Here is a 17,198-nt window from a genome sequence, read left to right as displayed (position 1 = left end):
ATACAAATGGAGATCTACTGTGGGAGCGAGCTTGCTCGCGATGCAGGCCCTGCGGTGTATCTGAAAAACCGCGGTGATGCTATCGCGAGCAAGCTCGCTCCCACATTGGATCCTTGTAACCTCAGGAAACTGCGATCTATTTGCGAGCCACGATAACGGCCCGCATCGGCGCCGGCAAACCTTCGACGGTTTTGCTGTGGTCATCCGGATCAAGGTAGTCACTGAGCGACTGAAACTTCATCCACTCAGTGGCACGCTGTTCCTCGACACTGGTAACGCTGACATCCACACAGCGCACATCACTGAACCCCGCCCGCCGTAGCCACAACTCCAGGGCCGGCACCGACGGCAGGAACCAGACGTTGCGCATCTGCGCATAGCGGTCTTCCGGCACCAGCACCTGGTGCTTGTCGCCTTCCACCACCAGGGTTTCCAGCACCAGTTCGCCGCCCTTGACCAGGCAGTCCTTGAGCGCCAGCAAATGCTCGATCGGCGAGCGCCGGTGGTAGAACACGCCCATGGAAAACACCGTATCGAAGCCTTCCAGGTTCGCCGGCAAGTCTTCGAAGGGGAAGGGCAGATGCCAGGCCGACGGTTCTGACAGATAACGCTGCACCGCCTGGAACTGACAGAAGAACAGCCAGTTCGGGTCGACGCCGATCACACTGTCGGCACCGGCACCGAGCATGCGCCACATGTAGTAGCCGTTGCCGCAACCGACATCGAGGATGCGCTTGCCCCTGAGGTCCAGGTGCGGGGCGACCCGCGACCATTTCCAGTCCGAGCGCCATTCGGTGTCGACGTGCACCCCGAACAGATCGAACGGCCCCTTGCGCCATGGCGACAGGCCCATCAGCGCACTGCGCATCTGCGCGCGGGTTTGCTCGTCGCAGTCGGTGTCCAGCGTCAGGCCGTTGAGCAGATCGATCTCGCTCGGCTGGATCCTGGGCAAGGCATCCAGCGCGCTTTGCCAGCGCTCCAGGTCGCCGTGACCTTTTTCCATCCTGGTATCGAGTTGCGCTTGCAGGGTGTTGGCCCATTCGGCCAGCGGGGTACCTGCCAGGCGGCGGGCGAGGGGGGACAGATCAATCATGGCAAGGCAATCAACGAGGCAAAGTTAAGACACTGGAACCACGGCACGACTTTCGAGAACCCGGCCGCCAGCAGGCGTTCGCGGTGTTCTTCGAGGCTGTCGGGTTTCATTACATTTTCGATGGCGCTGCGCTTCTGGGCGATTTCCAGTTCGCTGTAGCCGTTGGCCCGTTTAAAGGCGACATGCAGGTCGGTGAGCAGCGCGTGTTCCTCGGGATCATTGAAGCGCAATTTCTCCGAGAGAATCAGTGCGCCGCCCGGCAACAACGACTGGCGAATACGGCCCAGCAATGCCAGGCGCTGGTCCGGGGCGATGAATTGCAGGGTGAAGTTCAGCGCCACCACCGAGGCTGGCTGGAACTGCAGCGCGAGGATGTCACCCTCGATCACTTCCACCGGCAGCAACTCCTGGAACATCGAGTCCTGGCCATTGAGGTATTCGCGGCATCGCTCGACCATCGCCGCCGAGTTATCCACAGCGATCACCCGGCAACCGTCGGTGCGCACATGGCGACGCAGGGCCTGGGTCACGGCACCGAGGGACGATCCCAGGTCGTAGAGCACGCTATTGGGCTGGGCGAACTGCGCCGCCAGTACTCCCAGGTTCTCGACAATGGTCGGATAACCCGGCACCGAACGCTTGATCATGTCCGGGAACACCCGCACCACGTCCTCATTGAAGGCGAAGTCCGGCACCTGAGGCAGGGGTTGGGCGAAAAGGCGATCGGGGTCTTTGCTCACGGCGGTTCCGGCGGTGTCGGTGGAAAAGGCCGGCATTTTAGCCAAGTTGGCGCGCGGATGCGCGGGTTGTCTGATAAAGCGCTGCGGGAGACGCGATCCTTTGTAGCAGCTGCCGAAGGCTGCGTTCGGTCTGGGCCGCATCCGGGCGAAGCGGTCGTAAACCTATGCACACGGTTCATCAGATGAATCGTGGTGTCCGAATTGCGACTGCTGCGCAGCCGAACGCAGGCTTCGCCAGCTGCTACGGATTGCGCCGTTCGCCGTTCTGTTGGTTGAACGCCGACGCCGTGATCCCCCATTGCCCCAGCCAGTAACTGAGGATGATCAGGTAGGGCGCGGCCTCAAAGGGCACCACGAAGCGGTTGATGCCAATCACACTGTCGGAGAATACAAACGCCACGGCACCGCCTGCCGCGAGCAACGCCGAGCGCCTGGGGACGTCGCTGCCCAGGCGTGCCAGCGCGCGCCAGAGCATGGCGCTGATGGCCAGGCCATAAACAATTACTGGAACCAGCAATGGACCCAAACCATGGGCAATCAGCACGCCGAGCAACAGCGCGCCGACACTCAGTGCCAGTAACAGAGGCAGCAATGCCAGCCGACGGCAGTCGCTCAGATAGGCTTTCAGATAGGCCAGGTGCGCGATTAAAAACGCCCCGAGGCCGAACACGAACAAATCGCTTGGCCATGCCAGCAGCACGTCGCCGAGCAGGGAAAAAATCAGGCCCAGGCTGATCCAGCGTCGATATTCACTGGGCGGTGCATCATGCAGCCAACCCAGCAACGCCAGCACCGGCAAGGGTTTGACCACCAGGCACAGCAAGGTGGCGTGAACGCTCAACCCATAGATGAACGTCACCGCGCCCATCAGCGCCAGGATCAGCCAGCCCACGATCAGTTAACCGCAATCGAGCATTCGAAGGTTTCCACCGGAGCGACTTCTGGCGCCCACGGCTGCTGATAGGTCAGGCGTAACCGCGCGCTGCCCGCTGCCGCGGCCTTGAAACGCCAGGTCGACTGCCCGGCACTGCCCACCAGCCCGGCGTCTTCCGGGTTGCTGTAGACCTCAGGGCTGAGGCTGCGCAGCACGCCCCCGGCCGAATCCTGAATCGCCCAGCGATAACCCGTGGTCGGATTGCTTGGCAGGATGAGGATCAGGTTCTGCCCGGACTTCAACTGCACCGGGCATTCGCTTTGTTTTTCCACCGTGACGTTCTGCCTGGATTGGCTGGCGCAGGCAGCAAGCAGGGCAAGGCTGAGGGGGAGAAGCAGGCGAGTGGGGGACATGGGTCAGGACGCTCCGGTCATTCACGACGAACGGCGAGCATAACCGAAGATGAGACAAATTGTGACGAGAGGTGGGCTGTGGCTGGCGATGGTTTGATCGTTCTCACGCTCTGCGTGGGAATGCCTCACTGGACGCTCTGCGTCCGGTTCTGTGACGCGGAGCGTCCCACGCGGGAGCGTGGGAACGAGCAATCAGTCCATGGGATGATTAAGGTCAAGATTTCCCAGAATGTCTATGAGAACGCCATCGTGATTTTTGACCTTCACATGGAAAGACATTTTGTAGTGTTCTTTTATTTCGTCGAAATTAATAGTGCAATTTCCCTCAATAATACGTGCCGTATCGGTTATCCCACCGATTCGGGTAGAAAAAATTATATGGGAAATGCCTTGGGGGAAAGTGTGTTGGCCGTTTTTTACATCTTTTTCTGGAATGATATAAAGGATTCTGTCATCGCCATTAGGGTATGTTTCTTTGCCACTTAAATGAATATAGCCATCTATGTCTTTATAGACGTTTACGCTGTCTGCGATGAAGTCAGGCTGTTTTTCAATTTTGGCGGTAAAGGTGCCCGTTGTTGTGATAGTACTGGTAACTTTTTTGATAGCGCTGGTGATGGTCGTCATTTCAAATCCCTTTTAAAAGCAAAATTAAATAATGACTTCACAGGCGTAAAGCCATTGGCGACCACTATAGGCATCAGGCTTTGAAAAGGTGAACTGTCAGAAGTAACAGTTGGTTGGATTGTTTTTGTATAGGGTGGTGCTGATTTTTTGTATTTTTGCTATTTAAGATGCAGTCGCTGCCAAGCGTGAACCTGGCAGCTATTCACGCATAAGATTTTTAGAATAGCACTTTCGCCACATCCGTAAAGCGCTTGGCGAAGTGCACGGTGATGCCTTCTTTCAGATACTCCGGCAATTCTTCAAAGCTGCCGCGGTTGGGCTCTGGCAGGATCAATTCGAAGATCTTCTGCCGCCGCGCCGCAATCACTTTCTCGCGCACGCCGCCAATGGGCAGCACATGCCCGGTCAGGGTCAGTTCGCCGGTCATGGCCACGCCTTTTTTCGGTGGCTGGTTGCGCGCCAGGGACAGCAAGGCGCTGGCCATGGTCACGCCGGCGCTCGGGCCGTCTTTCGGGGTGGCGCCTTCCGGAACGTGGAGGTGGACGAAGGCTTCGTCGAAGAACTTCGGATCACCGCCAAACGACTTCAGATTGGAGCTGACGTAGCTGTAGGCGATTTCCGCCGACTCTTTCATCACTTCACCCAGTTGCCCGGTGAGTTTGAAGCCGCGATTGAGCGTGTGAATCCGCGTGGCTTCGATCGGCAGGGTCGCGCCGCCCATGCTGGTCCAGGCCAAGCCAGTAATCACCCCGGTGCCGGACAGCACTTGCTCGTTACGGAACACCGGATGACCGAGTGAGGCTTCCAGCTCTTTGTTGCCGATCTTGATCACCGCGCTCGGCTCGTCGATCAGCTTCATCACTGATTTGCGCACCAGCTTGCCCAATTGTTTTTCCAGCTGCCGCACCCCGGCCTCACGGGCATAACCGTCGATTACCGCGCGCAGGGCGCCGTCGGTGATGGACAGACTGCCTTTGGAAACGCCGGCCTTTTGCAGCTGTTTGGGCCACAAGTGACGCTTGGCGATGGCCATTTTTTCTTCAGTGATATAGCCCGACAGGCGAATCACTTCCATCCGGTCCAGCAAGGGGCCGGGAATCGAGTCCAGGGTGTTGGCGGTGCAGACGAACAGCACCTTCGACAGGTCCAGGCGCAGGTCCAGGTAGTGATCGAGGAATTCTACGTTCTGTTCCGGGTCGAGGGTTTCCAGCAGTGCCGAGGCCGGGTCGCCCTGGTAGCTCTGGCCCATCTTGTCGATCTCGTCGAGCATGATCACCGGGTTCATCACTTCGACTTCTTTCAGTGCCTGCACCAGCTTGCCCGGTTGGGCGCCGATGTAGGTCCGGCGGTGGCCCTTGATCTCCGCCTCATCGCGCATGCCGCCGACGCTGAAGCGATAGAACGGCCGCCCGAGGGATTCGGCGATGGATTTGCCGACACTGGTTTTGCCCACGCCCGGCGGGCCGACCAACAGCACGATGGAACCGCTGATCTCGCCTTTATAGGCGCCCACCGCGAGGAACTCGAGAATCCGCGTCTTGATGTCGCCGAGCCCCGCGTGGTGTTGATCGAGCACCTTGCGCGCGTGTTTGAGGTCGAGTTTGTCCTCGCCATACACGCCCCATGGCACTGCAGTGGCCCATTCCAGGTAGTTGCGGGTCACCGCGTATTCCGGTGAGCCGGTTTCGAGGATCGACAGTTTGTTCATTTCCTCTTCGACGCGTTTTTGCGCCTGCGGGGGCAGGACCTTGCCCACCAGCCGCTGCTCGAACTGTTCAATGTCGGCGCTGCGGTCGTCCTTGGTCAGGCCCAGCTCCTGCTGAATGACCTTGAGCTGTTCCTTGAGGAAGAACTCGCGCTGGTGCTCGCCGATCTTGCGGTTTACTTCAGCGGAGATTTCTTTTTGCAGGCGCGCGACTTCGACTTCCTTGCGCAGCATTGGCAGGACTTTTTCCATGCGCTTGAGCATCGGCACGCAGTCGAGCACTGCCTGCAGCTCACTCCCTGTCGCCGAAGTCAGCGCGGCGGCGAAGTCAGTCAGCGGCGACGGGTCGTTGGGGCTGAAGCGGTTGAGGTAATTCTTCAGCTCTTCGCTGTACAGCGGGTTGAGCGGCAGCAGTTCCTTGATCGCATTGATCAGCGCCATGCCATAGGCCTTGACCTCGTCGGTCGGCTCGCTCGGCTGGTGCGGGTATTCGACTTCCACCAGATACGGCGGGCGATGGTGCTTGAGCCAGGTGCGAATGCGCACGCGGGTGAGGCCCTGGGCGACGAATTGCAGTTTGCCGTTTTCGCGACTGGCGTGATGGACCTTCACCAGGGTGCCGTAGAGTGGCAGGCTCGAGGTGTCGAAATGCCGTGGGTCTTCCTGGGGCGTGTCCATGTAGAACAGCGCCAGGGTGTGATGATCGGACTTGCTGACCAGTTCCAGGGTTTCGGCCCACGGCTCTTCATTGACGATCACCGGCAGCACTTGCGCCGGGAAGAACGGCCGATTGTGGATCGGGATGATGTAGACCTTGTCCGGCAGATTCTGCCCGGGCAAGGCCAGGCCGGTGCCTGTGGTGTGGTGTTCGGCGTTTTCTGGATCGGCGTATTCGCTGGGGTCTTCCGGGAATTCTTGCTGGTCGCTCATGGGGCACCTGCGCATTGGGTATGGTGGTTAGATGGGGCAGGTGGGCAGTGGTTTCAATGGTGGGAGTTTGTTAATGGATATTTCATGGGCGATATTCAGGGGGGCCAAAAAAATCGCAGCCTGCGGCAGCTCCTACGGGTTTTGAATACGCCAGATATTTTGCGGGTGTACGGAGCCCGTGTAGGAGCTGCCGCAGGCTGCGATCTTGGCGATCTCACACTCGCCGAAAGTCTCTGGTTTATGTACTCACAAAAAAAGGCAACTACCTCTCGATAGTCGCCTTTGTCTTTTGCCGTTAATGCTTAATCCGGCAGTTTGAACGCCAGGACATAATCACCCTGTTTGGTGCCCAGCGAGCCGTGGCCGCCGGCGACGACCAGCACGTATTGCTTGCCGTCTTTACCGGTGTAGGTCATCGGGGTGGTTTGACCGCCCGCTGGCAGGCGAGCTTCCCACAGCTGCTTGCCGTTTTTCACGTCGTAGGCGCGCAGGTACTGATCGAGGGTGCCGCTGAGGAAGGCGACGCCACCGGCGGTGGTGAAGGTCCCGCCCAGGCTTGGCACGCCCATGCTCAGCGGGATCGGAACCGGGGCGCTGTCACGCACGGTGCCGTTCTTGTGTTTCCAGATCACTTTATTGGTGGTCAGGTCGATTGCCGACACATAACCCCAGGCCGGCGCCTGGCAGGGCAGGCCCATGGGCGAGAGCATGGCTTCGAGAATCACACCGTAAGGCGCGCCCTTGTTCGGCTGCACGCCTTCGGTTTCGCTTTTGCGACCCGGGCCGCCGGCCACTTCAGCAGCAGGCACCAGTTTCGATTTGAAGGCCATGTAGCTTGGGTTGAGGAAAGCGATCTGGCGCACCGGATCGATCGAGATACCACCCCAGTCGAATACCCCGAAGTTGCCGGGATAAACGATCGAGCCTTGCAGCGAAGGCGGGGTATAGATGCCGTCGTAACGCAGGGACTTGAAGTCGATCCGACAGAGCATCTGATCGAACGGGGTGACGCCCCACATGTCGTGCTCTTCGAGCACCGGCGGCATCATGTGCAGGTCCGACATTGGCTGGGTCGGCGAGGTGTGGTCGCCCTCTACAGCGCCTTGTGGAACCGGCACTTCTTTGATTGGCACGATCGGCTGGCCGGTGCTGCGGTCGAGCACGTAGATGCTGCCTTGCTTGGTCGAGGCGAGCAGCGCCGGTTTGACCCCGTCAGCGGTTTTCAGGTCCATCAGGGTCGGTTGACCGCCGACGTCCATGTCCCACAGGTCGTGATGGGTGAACTGGAAGGTCCAGCGCACGTGGCCGGTGTCGATGTCCAGCGCAGTGACACCCGCACTGTACTTTTCCGACTCTGGGGTGCGGTCGCCGCCCCACTGGTCCGGTGTCTGGTTACCCATCGGCAGGTAAACCATGCCAAGTTTTTCGTCGACGCTGAATATCGACCACATGTTCGGCGAGTTGCGGGTGTAGACCTGGCCTTCGGCAATCGGCGTGGTGTCATCCGGATTGCCGCTGTCCCAGTTCCATACCAGGCGACCGGTGTGCACGTCAAACGCGCGGATCACGCCGCTGGGTTCATCGATGGAGACGTTGTCGGTGACGTGACCGCCGATAATCACCAGGTTGCGCGTGACCGCGGCTGGCGAGGTGGAGTAGTAACCACCGGCGGTGAAGCTGCCGATGTTGCTGCGCAGGTCGACCTGACCCTTGTCGCCGAAGTCCTCGCACATTTTCCCGGTGTCGGCGTCGAGGGCGATCAGACGGGTGTCGGCGGTTGGCAGGAAGATCCGTCGCGGGCAGACGTTGCTCGCCGGCGCTGCAGTCGCGCTGGTATCGGGCGTGACCGGGCTTTGCTCGGTGGCCGCATAGGCCGCGTCATCGTGATACGACACGCCACGACAGGTCATGTGCGCCCAGCCCTTGAAGTTCGCCGCATTCTGCGTGCTCAGCTTCGGATCGAAACGCCAGATTTCCTTGCCGGTATCCGGGTCCAGGGCGATCACCTGGCTGTGGGGCGTGCAGACGTAGAGCATGCCGTTGGCTTTGAGCGGGGTGTTTTCCGCGGTGGTCTCACCCGGGTCGTTCGGCCCTGGCAGGTCACCGGTGCGATACGTCCAGGCCGGCACCAGTTTGCTGACGTTTTCTGGAGTGATCTGCGCCAGTGGCGAATAACGGTCGCCGTGGGCCGAACGGCCGTAGGAATTCCAGTCACCGTCGGGCATGGCCGGGGCGGTGTTGGTCATGCCGGGAACAGCGTCGCGATCCAGCTGGCCCTTGATTTCACCAGGGTTGTTGAACTGGCTGGCCAGCGCGGTAACGCCGGCGATGACCACCGCCGCGCTCAGCGCCTTGGTGCCCAGGGTAGCGGTCTGGCCGCGCAGCAACGGACGGCGGAACCACGGCAACAGCAGGACGATACCCAGGGCAAACAACATCGCCAGACGCGGTACCAGTTGCCACCAGTCCAGGCCGACCTCCCACAGCGCCCATACCGTACTGGCAAACAGCACCAGTGCGTACAGGCCCAGTGCCGCGCGGCGGGCCGCGAGCAGTAACAGCCCGGTGAGCACCAGACCGATACCGGCCAGCAGGTAATACAGCGAGCCGCCGAGCATGCTCAGCTTGATCCCCCCGGCCAGCAAGGCCAGGCCCATTAGCAGAAGCAGGATACCGAGCAGGCTCGGCAACAGACGGCTTCGACTCAAAGCACCATCAGTGCTCATAGTGTGGTTCTCCGTGACGTTAAGAGTGTTCCCGCGCAAGTTCACTGTAGATGACGATCAGGCGCGGGATTGGTTCAGCTAAAGCGGGTTGGTTCAGATGAGGCTGTCAGAACGAGCTTTGCACCTTGATCCCGCCGATCAGCGCGTCATCGACCTTGTCGACGCCTCCGGGGTGGCGGATGTACTGCAGGTTCGGGCGCACGGTCAGCCAATCGGTGAGGTGCACGCCGTAATAGAGCTCGGCGCTGTACTCGGTGTCTTGCGGCGGCAGGAAGGCCGGGTCATCGAAGTCGTAGACGGCGCGGGCCTGGTTGCTGGCCTCGGCGTTCTTGCGAAAAGCCGGGTTGACGTGGACCCGGGCCATGGCGAACCCGATATCGTCTTTGGCCCGTGCATCGAACAGGCCCTTGTAGACGACACCGCCCTGGACGTAGTTGTCGATCGCGTTGGTTTTCTTGTCGTGCAGCGTGGCATTGGCGAACACGCTCAAGCCCCGGGAGTGGTCGCTGGCACGGCTAGTGAGTTGCTGCTGCAGCCCCAGCCAGACGCCGTGCTTGCTCGAACTGCTGCGATAGGCCTCACCGCTCAAGGCGGCGGGCTGACCATTGTGGTCTTTATAAACGTCAGTGGCGCTGGCAGTGCTGTAGTAGTAACCGGCGCGGTATTCCCCGGGCAGGCCATTAAGCTTCGGAGTCCAGACCAGCTCGACCGGCAGGATCGCGCCCTGGGTGCCGCTGCCGCTGAGCTTGAAGCCGTTGTCGCGATCAAGGTTCGACGGATTCTGCTCATAAGCGCCGACCTGCGCGTAGAGTTCAGGCGTCAGGTGGTATTTGACCCGCAGAGCCCACTGACTGACCGGCCAGTTGTACCAGATGTCGCCGACCCAGTTGCCGACTTGCGAGCCGCAGAACGCCAGGTTCTGGAAGTCGCAGGGGAAGCTGTTGAAGTCCTCTCCCTCACCGAAACGGCCGACCTTGATGTCGAGTTTCTGGTCGAAGAATTTCTGCTGATACCACATCTGCGTCAGCCGCCAGGTCTGGCCGCGACCCCAGACTTCCTGCGCCGAGGTGAAGCCGCCGACCCGTGGATCGTTGATCCGGTCATTGCTGATGTTGTTGCCGCTGCGTTCGGTGATGGTCAGCTGGAACTCGGCGTCGTCCCAGCCGAGGATCTTCTGCAGGTCCAGATGGGTGCCGAGGCCGAACTGGTCGCTGTAGCGCGCAGTGCGGTCGTGGTTGTAACCGCCATGCAGGTTGGAGCCCATTTCGCCGGTGTAATCGACTTTGAAGTCGTAGCCTTTTTCCGCGAGTTCCGTGCGAGTACCGTTCCAGTCGCCCAGCATCCAGGGGGAGTCGCTGTCGAATGCCGGGGCCGCCTGGGTGCCGGTGGTGAGGCCGAAGGCAGTGAGGCCGCCGAGCAGGATCAGGGTTTTTCGGCCGGCAAAAGGGCTTCGGACAGCGCTGTCTTTGAGTTTCTGGTAGTCGGGCATGGAGGCGGGTTTAGATCTTTTTCTGGGAATGGGTAGAAATAGAAGCTGCTCGCTCTCGATTCGAGAACGGCATGCCGCTGATTTAAAAAAGGAAGATGAAGCGATTCAGCATCAAGGGTTGGAAGGATAAAGCGCTGCCGACGAGAGAGAAAGCGCTTTTATTGACATGGATCATTTCGGATTTGGTAACAGTCAAAAGATCGCAGCCTGCGACAGCTCCTACACAGACCGGGTACATCCGTTATCAATGTGTGAACGCAATCCGGGGATCGGGTACATCCGTTATCTATATGTGAACGCAATCCGTAGGAGCTGCCGCAGGCTGCGATCTTTTCTGGTTCACCTATAGTTAACCGTCTAGCACATCGGCTAAGGTGCGCGGCTTCCTTTTCCTTCTTCGCTCAAAGGCCTGGCATGACCGCACCGAACAACGACCCGCTGCACGGCGTGACCCTGGAACAGATCCTCACCGCGCTGGTTGAACACTATGAATGGTCGGGGCTGGCCGAGCGCATTGATATTCGCTGCTTCAAGAGTGATCCAAGCATCAAGTCGAGCCTGACCTTCCTGCGTAAAACCCCTTGGGCTCGTGAGAAAGTCGAAGGCTTGTACGTAAAGCTGCAACGCACCAAACGTCCGATCTAGGACACCAGGATGCACGCCGAGCAGGCTACCTACTCACGCACGATGCGGAGTTTTATTGCGACGGCCGCGGTCCTTGGCTGGGCGGGATTGAGCATTCAGCTGTATCTGATTCTCTATGGTCGCTGGAGTGTCGAAGCCAGTCTGCTGGGTGGCCTGGTGAGTTTTTTCAGCTTCTTTACCGTGCTCAGCAACACTCTGGTTGCCGTGGTACTGACCTATGAGCTGAACCCGCAGGTATCGAAGGCCCGGGATTTTTTTCTGCAGCCATGGGTCAGCAGTGGGATAGCGGCGAGTATCACACTGGTCGGGCTGGCCTACAGCCTGTTGCTGCGGCATTTATGGCATCCGCAAGGCTGGCAGTTTCTCGCCGATGAGTTGCTGCACGACGTGATGCCGCTGTTGTTTTTTGGCTATTGGTGGCTCTGTGTGCCGAAGGGGACGTTGCGTCTCAGGCATATCGCCTTGTGGGTAATCTACCCGTTGGTGTACTTCGCCTATGCGCTGATGCGAGGGCAATCGCTGGGGCAGTACCCGTACCCCTTTATCGATGTTGCCCGCCTGGGTTATCCACAGGTGTTTATCAACGCCGCGGGGATACTGGTCGGGTTGGTGTTGATTTCGTTGGTGGTGGTTGGGGTGGATCGGTGGCGGGGACGGCGCTCCAGCGCAGATTGAATGTTGTGGCGAGGGAGCTTGCTGTGGCGAGGGGGCTTGCCCCCGCTGGAGTGCGAAGCACTCCCAAAACCTGTGTGTTTTGTCAGGAACACCGCGGCTGGCTGGCTTTGGGGCCGCTACGCGACCCAACGGGGGCAAGCCCCCTCGCCACAAAAGTTCGCTCTCCAGTGAGGGTGAATCACTCCTCCTCACCCCCCTCCAACCGCCAATACCCAACGGCTTTAACGAATGCTTCATTGAGCTGGTGCTCATCGAGCAGCACTCGACGAATCTGCCGGGACACCTTGGCTTCAGTCGCCACCCAGGCATACAACTCGCCGCTCGGCATTTGCAGCTGCTGCACGGTGCTCAACAAGTCCTCAGTGCCGCCTTCGCGCAGTACCCAGATCACCTCGACTTGAGCAGCGCTTTCCAGCGTTTGCCGTTCGGCGGCGTTTTCCACTTCGACCACCACCCGTGCGCGGCGATTGGCGCCCAGGCCTTCCAGGCGGCGGGCGATGGCGGGCAGGGCGGTTTCGTCGCCGATCAGCAGGTAGCTGTCGAAGATGTCCGGCACCACCATCGAGCCGCGTGGCCCGCCGATGTGCAGGTATTGCCCTGGTTTGGCCTGTTCAGCCCAGGTCGCCGCAGGACCGTCGCCGTGCAGCACGAAGTCGATGTCCAGCTCAAGGGTTTGCAGGTCGTAGCGTCGCGGGGTGTAGTCGCGCATGGCGGGCATCGGGCCGCCGTCTTTGCCGGCGCCGAGCACCAGGGTTTCCAGCGCGGCATGTTCTTCAGGCGTCTGCGGGAACAGCAACTTCACATGGTCATCGCTGCCCAGGCTGACGAACCCGGCCAGTTCCGGCCCACCGAGGGTAATCCTGCGCATGCGCGGGGTCAGATCGACGACTCGCAGCACTTGCAGGCGACGACGTTTGATCTCATGGCTGACACGGTGAATCGTTTGCACGGTAACGGTGGTCATTCGACTGTCTCCGGCGCAGGTTGAACGGCAGGGCCGTCGACGATGGCTTTGGCGGTGTTGTTCAGCAGGTCGCGCACCCGGAGGATTTCTTCCGGGCTCCAGCGTCCGTGATGCAGTTGCAGGGCATGCCGCAGGTTGTGCACGGCCTCGTGGACCTCCGCCGGACGGTCATAGCCACGCAATGAGCGCTTGCTGACATCGATGCGCGTGCGCACGCCGTCCAGGGCTATTGCTTGCTCGCTTAAGGACAGACGACCGGCATCGGTCAGGCTGTAACGTTTTTTTCCGCCTTCAGCGTCGCCCTGGATCAACTCGCTTTCTTCGAGGAAGGTCAGGGTCGGGTAAATCACTCCGGGGCTGGGGCTGTAGGCGCCGTCGAACATACCTTCGATCTGGCGGATCAGGTCGTAGCCATGACACGGCTGTTCGGCGATCAGCGCCAGCAGCAGTAATTTCAGATCACCCGGGGCGAAGACTCGCGGGCCACGGCCGCCGCGCTCACGACCGGGGCGTTTTTCGAAGCCGTCGCGGCCGTCACCCTGCTCTCGATGGGGATGATGCTCTCTCATTTTTTTTCTCTCTCGTCGGGTTTAGATATAACTTAAGATATATCTTAATGAAAAAGCAAGAGGGCAGGACCAGCGGTGCAGGCGAATGCAACCCCGGTGCCGGGAGCTGGCGGATCCATCAGGTTTGGAAATTGTTCGATTGTCGAACAATTGTCGATCGCTAAAACTTCTTATTTATTCATATTCAAAAGAGAATGATTTAGTGTTAACTCTCTAATGTATCGAGTTCGGCCTTTATTTATAAGGTTCGTGGTATTAGTCTTACGGAAGTTGCAGGGAGGAACTGATCTGTCATGCGTTTTGATTTAATCTGTCTGTCATCCGGTACTTACGGTTAATCATCTATTTTCTGGTTTTTTCTGGTTTTTTCACTGTCGTTGCGAGGTGAGTTAACTACGCATGTTCCGGACGTTGCCTGCTTACTTTGATTGGGGTTTGGTCGATCATGGCCTGGCGTTGAAAGTTGAACTAAATAGCCGTTATGGCAATTAAGAAATAGTGACGTGCCAGCACCTTTCTACAACGGAAGGGCGCGTCACGGCTGATCAAAAACTTTCAACGGTCCGACCCTTTCAAATGACAGGTATCCACAATGTTCAAAAAAATCGCAATCGCTGCCCCCTTCGCAATTCTAGCCCTGAGCGCTTCGACGGCTTTTGCTGAAGAATCCCGTAGCGCAATCAACATCAGCGCAAACATTCCGAGCACGGTGTTCCACGCACAGCCCACTAATCCAAACTTCGGTAAAGACGAAAAAATGTCGCTCATCCTCGGGTCAAACAAACTGACCACCCTGGAGGCCGACTACGACGTGCAGCATACTAATGGCTCGGTAGCCGCCTATGTTGAAGGTGGCCCGCAGCCGCTGTTCAACGGAGCCAACACCATCGCCTTGACCTATACGTTCAACGGTAAAGTGTTGACGGGTTCTTCGGCGGAAGTCGTCGGCGATGCCGAGTCCAACATGCCAATGAAAGCCCGTTTGGTGATTAGCGCTGCAGACCCTGCTGGCGGTCAAAACGGTTTGTATACCGCGACACCTGTTGTGGTTTTTGACGCTATCCCTCGCGTCGCTCCATAAGCGGTTATTAAGTAAGTTGTTCCTTGCTTAATGATGTTCACCGGCCGACGGGCGCTGTTATCTGTCGGCCGGGTTCAAAGATTGTCATCTTCAGAGTATTCCGTTCATGTTCCCGATGACTCCCATCGCGGCGGCGCTTGCACTGCTCATGTGCGCGACCGCTTTGGCTGCGCCCACTGATCGTGGCGATACACCCCGAAGTTTGCTCGCTCAAGCCAAGGGGTTGCCGGCTGAGTTCGAAGAACACTTCTTCGATGTACCTTTGGCCGTGCGCGTGGAACTTGACCAACAGTTTCTCGGTGAGGCAATGGTCGTGTTATCTCGCGATGATCGCATCACCCTCGTTGACTTCACCGATGTCAGCGATAGCAACATCAAGGCCAGCGAGCGTGAAATCTGGTCAATGTATCTTCAACAAGGCGCGGCATTGGGTGCCTGCGAAAAAAACTGCCCCGAGCAGATGCTGGCGGTGCATTACAGCCTCGAGAATTCCCAGGTGTCGATCCTCACTGAAAATGCGGAGCGTAACACCGAAGAACAACGATTCTACGCCCAGCCGGAAGGCGGCAGCAGTGGCTTGATCGTGCGCAATCTGTTGAACCTCAATGGTGGCCAGGATCAGAATCTGGGGGGGCGTTATGGTCTGGAAGCCAGCAGTAGCCTGGGCAACTGGACCCAGGCGGTCAATCTGCAACTGGCCCGCCTCGGCGGCCCGGATGACCAGCTTTACCATGCCGTGCATGAGCTCTACACCCAGCGCGAACTGGAAGGCAACTTTCTGCGCCTGGGCTATTTCACACCGACATCCGAGGGCCTGAGTCGTCAGCCACGCTCGTTCGGTGCAAGCCCTGACACAACGTTGGGCGCGATGTATGGCAGCTCCGACAGCCTGGCCATCAACTACCCCAAACCCGCGGTTTATCCGATCTATGTCACGGCTAACCGTCAGGCTTCGGTGGAGATTTACCGTAACGGTCTATTGATCAATACCCAAGCCGTGCCGGCCGGTCTGCAAACGCTCGATACACGTCCATTGCCTGGCGGTATCTACGAAGTGGAAGTGCGGTTGATCGAAGACGGTCAAACCACCTCCACCACGCAAGAGCTGGTCTACAAACCAAACAACTGGCGCAACCACGATGAACGCTGGCGCTACAACTTGTTTGCCGGGCGCGAGACAAAGCTGCTCAGCAATTGGGAAGAACAAGCCGCGGGTGATATGACGGCTGGCGCTGCATTCAATTTTTTATTGCACCCGCGAGTGATTCTTGGCCTGTCGGGCCGCCAGGTCCGGGACAGCATGCAGTACGGCACCTCGATCGACTGGGCAATTGTCAACAGCGCCAGCATTTACGCCAATGTCTATCAAACCGAAGACCACGGCACGGGCCTCGATGTCCAAGGGCTTTACAGCTACGGCCACGGCAGCGTCGTGATCAGTCACAACCGCAGCTGGCTGGACACCCGCAAGATCTACGACACCCTGCCCGACGGTACCCGCATTCGCCAGCGCAATGTGTTCATCGGTCAGACCAGCAACTCGTCGCTGTCGCTTAACCATCGGCTCGACAACAGAAACTCACTCAATGCCCGCGTCTCTCACAGCGAGGGCAATACCGAGGGTGTGGGCCTTGACCTGGGGTGGGCCCGACGTAGCGAGCTGTTTGGCAATGATGCCAATTGGCGGCTGGCAGTGTTCGACCGTCCGGGCAGCTTCAGTTCGGGAAACAGCCGCAATCGCGGGGTGGACCTGAGTGTCAGTCTGGCGTTGGGGCCGCCGGGACAACAGATCTCCGGCAGTATCGGCTCGCGTACCGCCCGAGATGGCGGTCGTGACAACAATGCGTCGCTCACTTACCGCAAGGATTTGCAGGATCACGTACTGCAAAGCGTCTCGGCCACCGCAATCACCGACACTTATGGCGTCGGTTTGTCGAGCATGGCGACCTTCAGCACTACTGCAATCAATGGCGACGCCTTCGTTCAGCGCTCATCGTTCAATGGCAACTTCACTGGCGGTTTGAACCTGGACAGCACGATCGCGGTGGGCGCCCGCAAGATGGTCATGACCAGCCAGCATCAAGGCCGCGGGGCCGGGATGATCATCGATGTCGAGTCCGATATCGAAGACATTACCTTGCGTGCCGACGACTTGAGCGGGGGGAGCGCGATCTTGCGCCCTGGGCGCAACTTTGTCCCGATCACCGCTTACAGGAGCAGTTCGGTGAGTTTCGACTTCGAGGGCAACCATGTGCCGACGGCCAGTATTCAGCCGGCGCGCACCCGCTATCACCTGAACAAGGGGGGCGTGGACTACCGCAAGATCACCATCAGCAAAACCTTGACGGTGCTCGGCCGTCTGCTCGATCCCCAAGGCCAACCCCTCAAGGGCCATCACATCATCAACCACGCCAGCCGTGGGGTCAGTGAGGTCGATGGCTTCTTCTCCATGGAAATGAACGCCGGCTCACCGACCCTTGAAGTGCGTTCCGGCAGCCAATTGTTGTGCCAGTTCAGGCTTGACCCGTCTCGTCAGCGCGTCGAGAACAATGTCCTGATGATCGGTGATTTGCGTTGTACGCCCGATACCTTGGCGGAGGCGGCCTACAACACTGAAAAGTCGGGTTGAAGCGCGCTGGCGGTATTTAATCAATGAGGTTTGAAACG

General features: G+C 59.0%; 14 protein-coding genes. 4 read left to right on the top strand and 10 right to left on the bottom strand.

The window, feature by feature from the left end; all coding sequences use genetic code 11:
* Positions 1 to 136: 136 nt before the first annotated feature.
* The 8 genes from cmoB to F8N85_RS13125 form a co-directional block, all read right to left on the bottom strand.
* Positions 137 to 1,093 carry a tRNA 5-methoxyuridine(34)/uridine 5-oxyacetic acid(34) synthase CmoB gene (gene cmoB / locus F8N85_RS13160; RefSeq protein WP_150804030.1) on the bottom strand — a complete coding sequence of 319 codons (957 nt, stop codon included), beginning with the start codon at positions 1,091 to 1,093 and terminating at the stop codon, positions 137 to 139.
* Positions 1,090 to 1,869, bottom strand: coding sequence for a carboxy-S-adenosyl-L-methionine synthase CmoA (cmoA, locus tag F8N85_RS13155; RefSeq protein ID WP_191636177.1), 780 nt, complete (start codon positions 1,867 to 1,869; stop codon positions 1,090 to 1,092). Before cmoA ends, cmoB begins: the two co-directional genes overlap by 4 nt.
* A 205-nt stretch (positions 1,870 to 2,074) precedes the next feature.
* Entirely contained in the window at positions 2,075 to 2,725 is a 651-nt protein-coding gene (locus F8N85_RS13150; RefSeq protein WP_150804028.1) for a lysoplasmalogenase, read from the bottom strand.
* Positions 2,726 to 2,727: 2 nt separating this feature from the next.
* Entirely contained in the window at positions 2,728 to 3,120 is a 393-nt protein-coding gene (locus tag F8N85_RS13145; protein ID WP_150804027.1) for a protease inhibitor I42 family protein, read from the bottom strand.
* Between the two features lie 192 nt (positions 3,121 to 3,312).
* Positions 3,313 to 3,747, bottom strand: coding sequence for a hypothetical protein (locus tag F8N85_RS13140; protein WP_150804026.1), 435 nt, complete (start codon positions 3,745 to 3,747; stop codon positions 3,313 to 3,315).
* A 217-nt stretch (positions 3,748 to 3,964) separates the two neighbouring features.
* A complete protein-coding gene (lon, locus tag F8N85_RS13135) occupies positions 3,965 to 6,382 on the bottom strand; it encodes an endopeptidase La (RefSeq protein ID WP_150804025.1) in 2,418 nt (805 codons plus the stop codon).
* Positions 6,383 to 6,684: 302 nt separating this feature from the next.
* Positions 6,685 to 9,108: a glucose/quinate/shikimate family membrane-bound PQQ-dependent dehydrogenase gene (locus F8N85_RS13130; protein ID WP_150804024.1), complete on the bottom strand. Its 2,424-nt coding sequence runs from the start codon at positions 9,106 to 9,108 to the stop codon at positions 6,685 to 6,687.
* A gap of 106 nt (positions 9,109 to 9,214) precedes the next feature.
* Entirely contained in the window at positions 9,215 to 10,597 is a 1,383-nt protein-coding gene (locus F8N85_RS13125; RefSeq protein ID WP_150804023.1) for a carbohydrate porin, read from the bottom strand.
* A gap of 414 nt (positions 10,598 to 11,011) precedes the next feature.
* Between F8N85_RS13125 and F8N85_RS13120 the strand changes: the two genes are divergently transcribed.
* Positions 11,012 to 11,242, top strand: coding sequence for a VF530 family DNA-binding protein (locus F8N85_RS13120; RefSeq protein WP_150804022.1), 231 nt, complete (start codon positions 11,012 to 11,014; stop codon positions 11,240 to 11,242).
* 9 nt (positions 11,243 to 11,251) lie between these two features.
* On the top strand, positions 11,252 to 11,917 hold the full coding sequence (locus F8N85_RS13115) for a Pr6Pr family membrane protein (RefSeq protein ID WP_224795684.1): 666 nt from the start codon (positions 11,252 to 11,254) through the stop codon (positions 11,915 to 11,917).
* 178 nt (positions 11,918 to 12,095) lie between these two features.
* On the opposite strand, the gene F8N85_RS13110 is transcribed toward F8N85_RS13115, so the two are convergent.
* Both F8N85_RS13110 and F8N85_RS13105 read right to left on the bottom strand, forming a co-directional pair.
* A complete protein-coding gene (locus F8N85_RS13110; protein WP_150804021.1) occupies positions 12,096 to 12,881 on the bottom strand; it encodes a siderophore-interacting protein in 786 nt (261 codons plus the stop codon).
* Positions 12,878 to 13,450, bottom strand: coding sequence for a PadR family transcriptional regulator (locus F8N85_RS13105; protein WP_150804020.1), 573 nt, complete (start codon positions 13,448 to 13,450; stop codon positions 12,878 to 12,880). Before F8N85_RS13105 ends, F8N85_RS13110 begins: the two co-directional genes overlap by 4 nt.
* A 592-nt stretch (positions 13,451 to 14,042) precedes the next feature.
* Here F8N85_RS13105 and F8N85_RS13100 point away from each other — a divergent pair.
* Positions 14,043 to 14,531: a CS1 type fimbrial major subunit gene (locus tag F8N85_RS13100; RefSeq protein ID WP_150804019.1), complete on the top strand. Its 489-nt coding sequence runs from the start codon at positions 14,043 to 14,045 to the stop codon at positions 14,529 to 14,531.
* A 106-nt stretch (positions 14,532 to 14,637) separates the two neighbouring features.
* A complete protein-coding gene (locus F8N85_RS13095; protein ID WP_150804018.1) occupies positions 14,638 to 17,160 on the top strand; it encodes a CS1-pili formation C-terminal domain-containing protein in 2,523 nt (840 codons plus the stop codon).
* The last annotated feature ends 38 nt before the right edge of the window (positions 17,161 to 17,198 follow it).

The organism is Pseudomonas fluorescens (assembly GCF_902497875.1).
In the GTDB taxonomy this organism is placed as follows: domain Bacteria; phylum Pseudomonadota; class Gammaproteobacteria; order Pseudomonadales; family Pseudomonadaceae; genus Aquipseudomonas; species Aquipseudomonas fluorescens_BR.
The sequence above is the reverse complement of the archived record's forward strand: the minus strand, read 5'-3'. Positions and strand labels throughout refer to the sequence as shown.

What these genes read in the sequence shown, in the direction of transcription:
- F8N85_RS13140 (WP_150804026.1), bottom strand. Translation starts at nt 3,747, where the DNA reads ATGACGACCATCACCAGCGCTATCAAAAAAGTTACCAGTACTATCACA.
- F8N85_RS13130 (WP_150804024.1), bottom strand. Translation starts at nt 9,108, where the DNA reads ATGAGCACTGATGGTGCTTTGAGTCGAAGCCGTCTGTTGCCGAGCCTG.
- F8N85_RS13145 (WP_150804027.1), bottom strand. Translation starts at nt 3,120, where the DNA reads ATGTCCCCCACTCGCCTGCTTCTCCCCCTCAGCCTTGCCCTGCTTGCT.
- F8N85_RS13105 (WP_150804020.1), bottom strand. Translation starts at nt 13,450, where the DNA reads ATGAGAGAGCATCATCCCCATCGAGAGCAGGGTGACGGCCGCGACGGC.
- cmoA (WP_191636177.1), bottom strand. Translation starts at nt 1,869, where the DNA reads ATGCCGGCCTTTTCCACCGACACCGCCGGAACCGCCGTGAGCAAAGAC.
- cmoB (WP_150804030.1), bottom strand. Translation starts at nt 1,093, where the DNA reads ATGATTGATCTGTCCCCCCTCGCCCGCCGCCTGGCAGGTACCCCGCTG.
- F8N85_RS13115 (WP_224795684.1), top strand. Translation starts at nt 11,252, where the DNA reads ATGCACGCCGAGCAGGCTACCTACTCACGCACGATGCGGAGTTTTATT.
- F8N85_RS13120 (WP_150804022.1), top strand. Translation starts at nt 11,012, where the DNA reads ATGACCGCACCGAACAACGACCCGCTGCACGGCGTGACCCTGGAACAG.
- F8N85_RS13125 (WP_150804023.1), bottom strand. Translation starts at nt 10,597, where the DNA reads ATGCCCGACTACCAGAAACTCAAAGACAGCGCTGTCCGAAGCCCTTTT.
- F8N85_RS13110 (WP_150804021.1), bottom strand. Translation starts at nt 12,881, where the DNA reads ATGACCACCGTTACCGTGCAAACGATTCACCGTGTCAGCCATGAGATC.
- lon (WP_150804025.1), bottom strand. Translation starts at nt 6,382, where the DNA reads ATGAGCGACCAGCAAGAATTCCCGGAAGACCCCAGCGAATACGCCGAT.
- F8N85_RS13095 (WP_150804018.1), top strand. Translation starts at nt 14,638, where the DNA reads ATGTTCCCGATGACTCCCATCGCGGCGGCGCTTGCACTGCTCATGTGC.
- F8N85_RS13100 (WP_150804019.1), top strand. Translation starts at nt 14,043, where the DNA reads ATGTTCAAAAAAATCGCAATCGCTGCCCCCTTCGCAATTCTAGCCCTG.